Origin of the sequence: Methanospirillum sp. (assembly GCF_028679455.1) — an archaeon.
In the GTDB taxonomy this organism is placed as follows: domain Archaea; phylum Halobacteriota; class Methanomicrobia; order Methanomicrobiales; family Methanospirillaceae; genus Methanospirillum.
Genome location: NZ_JAJRBM010000016.1, coordinates 1 through 5,456, shown reverse-complemented (window position 1 = coordinate 5,456; position 5,456 = coordinate 1). Strand labels below are relative to the sequence as shown.

Annotated in this window: 3 protein-coding genes; all 3 read right to left on the bottom strand. The window is 44.0% G+C overall.

From position 1 onward, the window contains the following. A partial coding sequence (locus tag LUQ50_RS00475) for an MEMAR_RS02690 family S-layer glycoprotein (protein ID WP_300034534.1) occupies positions 1–1,987 on the bottom strand: 1,987 nt, incomplete at its 3' end. A gap of 663 nt (positions 1,988–2,650) precedes the next feature. Further along, entirely contained in the window at positions 2,651–3,856 is a 1,206-nt protein-coding gene (locus tag LUQ50_RS00470) for a hypothetical protein (protein WP_300034531.1), read from the bottom strand. A 186-nt stretch (positions 3,857–4,042) separates the two neighbouring features. Next, positions 4,043–5,456 (bottom strand): NHL repeat-containing protein (locus tag LUQ50_RS00465; RefSeq protein WP_300034528.1); only part of this gene is annotated, 1,414 nt, incomplete at its 5' end.

Genomic DNA, 5,456 nt, shown 5'->3' with positions numbered 1-5,456 from the left:
TAAGTGCCTCTGCTGCATCAGTGCCCTGAAGTGCACCCTGACCGCCGATCTTGAAGAGCTGTGATCCACGGGTTGGGTATGAACCAAGGACGTTCTGTGGGCTTAGTGGGTTGTCCGGGTAGATGTCAAACTCGTTGTTGTACATTGGGTGCTGGACAACGACGAAGTACTGACCTGCGTAGAGGCTCTTGGTGGTTTCCTTGGTAACTTCGTACTCGAATGACATGTCATCATTCACGGACTCGGTTGCGTAGATAACCTTGTTCTTTCCAAGAATCCACAGTGCAACACCCAGTGATGGGTCGCCTTCTGCGGTACCTCTGACGTAGAGCTTGTCACCCTTTGCAACGACTGAGCCGGATGCAGTTGCCTGGATGTACGGCTTCTTGATCACGAGTGAGACAGTGTCATACTGTGCATCATTCAGGTGATCCTTGTCGTTTGGTGCACTTACTGCGTAGATAGTGTAGGTTCCTGCATCCATCTCGAGGTTTGCAGTCTGCCACTTGTACTCGTAAGTGTCATCGTCCTGAACATCAGCTACATCGAATGACTGTGGCTGGTTGTTGTTGACTTCCTTCTTTGGAGACTTGAGCATTGCTCCTGAAGTTGGGAGGTTTGGACCAGTGATGAAGAGATAAGTAGTGTCAGTCTCGGAGTTAGTTCCGGAGAGTTTGACTTCCTCACCAAGGTAGTAGCTCTGGTCGACTGCAGCGACGATGGTGACATCGCCCTTCTGGACCTTAATGTCTACTTCATCGGACTTGTACTGGTTGCCGGACTTGCGCTCGACACGTACGGTGTACTTCTTGTCCTTGGTGTCCTTGTTTGTCTTGAACTCAACGGTATGGGTACCACTGGAGTTAAGTTTTACCTGTGCGTAGCACTTGGTTCCGTGGTAGTCTGGATCGTCGGGGACATCTTGCTTAACGCTCTTTCCTGCGCCACCCTCGTACTGGTATTTACCAATCTCGTATGGGCCTGCCGGGTCGTCCTGCTTAACGTTGTCCTGAGCGGTCAGGATCATCGGTGGCTGGTCGCCGGTTGCGCCGGTCATGGAGTTGGTTCCCTTAACCCAGACAATGTACTCTGCGTTTGGAACGCCAGTGATAGTGACGGAGAACGGATTGCCACGGACTACGGTGTCCTTGTTGGCTTCGATCTTAACCTGATCGGTGGCAATCTGAACGCTCTTTACAGCGGAAACAGTTTTTCCGGTGTAGTCCGAGCCATCTGGTGCCTTGTACATATCCTTCATTGCATTGGCGTTACACTCTGCCCAGACTGTGTACACACCGGCCTTGTACAGGCGGTTGTTGTTCATGTCTTCAGCTGCGGTGTTCCACCCGTCGTTCTTTGCGTACTTGGTGTGGTCACTGCCTTCTCCGACCCAGTACCAGAGTTGCTGGTTGACGGTCAGAGCGTTGAGTGGCCACTCTTTGCCGTTGTTTCCAACAAGCTGCTGGTATACACCGCCGTCTGAAGTCTTGACCTTCAGCTTGAACGGACCATCAGCTGCCTGGTACCCTGGACGGGTTGCGAGGCTCTGCATGTTGGTTTCAACTGCAAAGTTAGCGTAGTTACCGACTGGGATTGCCTTGCCGGTGATATCCTCACCTGCAGTTGCGTCCCAGATCTTAAGACTCAGGGAAGGCTCCTTCACGTTGAAGGCTGGGGAACCTTTTATAGTCCCATTCCACTGGTACCAGATACCTGTCTTGCCGACGAAGATGTCTGGTGACACATAGAATGCTTTAGAGTCGGAAACTGACTGGATGTCAGCAGGCTGCTCAGTGTCTGAGTTGCTGCCTGGCTGCCACCATGCAATCTGCTTGGCGCCGCCGGTTGCTGCGCTCACATCAAGGTTCTTTTCTCCAAGGAAGATGTCTCCTCCCTGGCTGACCTTGTTGAGGGCTGCTGATGCCGGCAGTGCAACAAAGGCACAGGCGACGAGCACCATAAAAATCACAAATATTCGTGAATTCATTCAATGTCCTCCAGATTAGAAACAAACATTAAACCTTTAGAATTAGTAATGACAGGGCTGAAATATGGATTATGTAGAATAAGGAAAATGACACGATTATCCCCATTGTTGCATTTCTTCTCATAATTTGTTGCTTTGATGACAAACCGATAATTGCACAATAGGATTTCCAAATGAATATAATAGTTGTTACAGCAATCGATGCATATATGCAATATATATTAATTATTGGAACAATGCTTCGGAAAAAGAAGAATAGAAGAGAAAATATTGGATCGAGAATTAAAAAAAAGGAAATAAACATCATAGTTGATAAAATGTACTTATAAGTTATTTTCTCTCCTAAAATTACTATTACTATATATACAATTGTTGTTTCAAGAAAAAAAATTAAAAGTTCAATAAATAGAGAATTGATATAATGAATGATCGATGGTAATACTAATGAAATTGATATGTTTCTCGGATTTGATATCAAACTGAAGGGTATTGTGACACTAGCAACACTAATTCCTACAATGAAATATGGGAAAGCAGATTTTAAGTTTCTATCCTCCTTACTCTTAAAAAAAATATTAGGAGTAAATAATAAAGACCAAATGTTTGATGCCATTTGAAATAAAAAGTTGTTCATATAAATTCTTTAAATTAATCCGGAATTAATTATACTGTCTGTTCTGGCCACAAACGTTTATCCAGATATGCAATGGAATATCCAAGAGTGAAGGCTATGAGTATAATTAGAAAGTTATAATCTACCTGGGAAAAAAAATACTCTAATTTTGGAATTCCCTGAAAAACCAGGTCCTGATTGACAATCTCCAGCGTATATGGAGTGAAAAAAGATAATCCGTAAGGCTGCAACCAGAAAAAAAGCATGATTCGGGATCCGGAATTAAAAATGGTATCCGACGTTCCATATCCGGAAACCAGATAGATTGCTGAACATATCAGGGAAATGTATGCTGCATAGCCAAGAATCAGCAATCCCCATGACGGCCCATTTCCACTCAAAAATGAGGATGGAAACCCAAATCCGGGAATGGTCTGGATAACTCCTGAAATTGTGATCTGATAATCCCGAAGCCGGTTACTGGTAATTATCAGGATAGACAGGATTATGATAACGAGGGTGACTGGGAATGCCCCGGCACTTAACGTGAGCCAGTGAGATAACGAGGTAATGTGCGAGTGAGATCTCTTCTTCCCGTTATTATTATGATTGGAGGAATATTGAGGTTTGTTTTCCTTCGGCTCATCAACAGATATCCGGGGTAATTTTTCCCAGGAAGGAGGGATGAGATACATGATGATACTGATGATGATTGAATAAAGAAGGATCAGAATTGTGATACCCGAATAGGTATCGAGATGAAATATTGGGAACGTGTAGGGAAGATAATGGAGATATGGACTGAAAATAACCCAACAAGTAACCGGAAGGAGAAGAATAAGTACTGCTGCATAGATTATGCCTGATAATATCGGATTTCGATCAAATACCCGGTTTTTCCCGCGGTAAACTATGTACTTTTCATCCATGGATCGTTTATACAGATCATACTTCATGGTGAAAAATCCACCAACCAGAAAAAACCCTCCTATTACTTCAAATAACAGATTCCCTCCAGATGAACTCCCATAGATATATATTTTGAAAAAATGGGCATAATCCGGATAATGCACTGGAACAAACTCGTTCATAAACCAAATCAGAACACAGAAGATCGATACTGAAATCGGAATCAGAATGGCCAGGTACTTGAGGGATTCTTTAGGTTTTACTCTCTGTTCCCCAAAATTATCGGTACAGAGATGATTGACAGGGTCCGGTTTTTCAGGTAAGGGTATGGATTCTCTCTCATTCATAGTGGTTACCTCCAATTCTCATAAGTATTGATTAAATTGTTTCATGAGTGTGTCTGTTTTTTTGGTTGTGAATCGCGTTGGGGGATCGAAGCCCCCCTGAAAATACCCTATATTGATTCCTGGAAAAAGAGGAAAAAGTCAGGTGCAATCTCCCGTTGATAAACAATTGGATCCTGATATTATTCCTCAAGCCTCACGCTCCCCAAAAACAGCTGATAGAATCTGGTCATCGTTTCCCACATACAATTGGTGAGCAATCCAGGAGATCTCTTCACCCCAGTTGACAATTACCTGAACCACCGGATCCGGAGGTTCAATGGTGATGATACTACCGTTTGCAGTTCCCTGTTCTTTGAGACTCCATAAAACCTTCAGAATACTCCCATTTGAGTTAGAAACTGCATATATATCCCCATCAGAATTTTTGAAAAGACCATACACACCGGGTCGCCCCCTTAAATCAGCACTATATGGGATTATTTCTCCAAGAGGCGTTCCGTTACCGGTAAATATCTGAATTCTAAAGTTTCCGGAATCTGAAATATAGATTAGTCCGTCTGAATCAGCAAGTATCCCTGTCGGGCGTGAGAATCTACCGATATCACTCCCTTTTGAACCCCATGTACCGGTCCAGGTTCCGTTCGCGGTAAATGTCTGTACCCGGTGGTTCATGGTGTCAGTAACATAGACAGTCCCCTTCTGATCAACTGCAACCCCCCAGGGCTCTTTGAACTCCCCATCCAAAATTCCCTTATGGCCCCATTCATTGATTCTCTTCCCATCCGGACTGAATGCGACAATACAGTTCCTATTGCTGTCTGCGACATACAAAACTCCATCCGGGCTAAAAGCAAGACCGGCAGGTGTACTCAGATTACAATACATTGTGGAGTTCGGTTCGATAGCGGAGAGATTTTCTCCATCCCGGGAAAACTTATCAATTCCTGTATTGGTTGAGATATATAAATTTCCTGAAGTATCCTGCACAATTCCAACTGGCTCATAGATGGGGTTTTGTATCGATCGTGTCCGGTTATATCCTGCACACATACAGTATTCTGGTTTTTGCAGGTCTGACTTGGAAATTCCATGATTGATTGAGAATATTTTATGACCCAGCGGATCGGTTTTGACCACCCCGTCATTTTCCGCAGCAGTTGCAAAGATTGAGCCATCGGCATCCTGAATAGCTGACATGGTATAATGAATAAATGGCGATCGTATTACCTCAACCGGCACATTCCAGGTTGTATAGGTTTTGTTCTGTAGGAAAGACTGATTCCTGGTCTCATTCCATCCCCCTGTTGCTGTTTTCCATGACAATGAATCAGTCTTCTGAAAACATGTGATCGAATTCTGATCAGACAAAATTACGTCATCCGCAGAATTCAACGCAAGATGTGAAAACCTGCGACCAGTCTGTGGAAGATTCTCTCTTCTGATCTGGGTTCCACGGGAATCAAGGATTCGCAGGGTGTTATCTCCGAAGATGTAACAATAGAGGTATCCGTCATGGCCAAGTGCAATATCGGTAGCCCAGTATTTATTCGAGGTATTGGTTTTTTCTACTGGGAAAGAACCAGTAAAGACTCCTTTATCC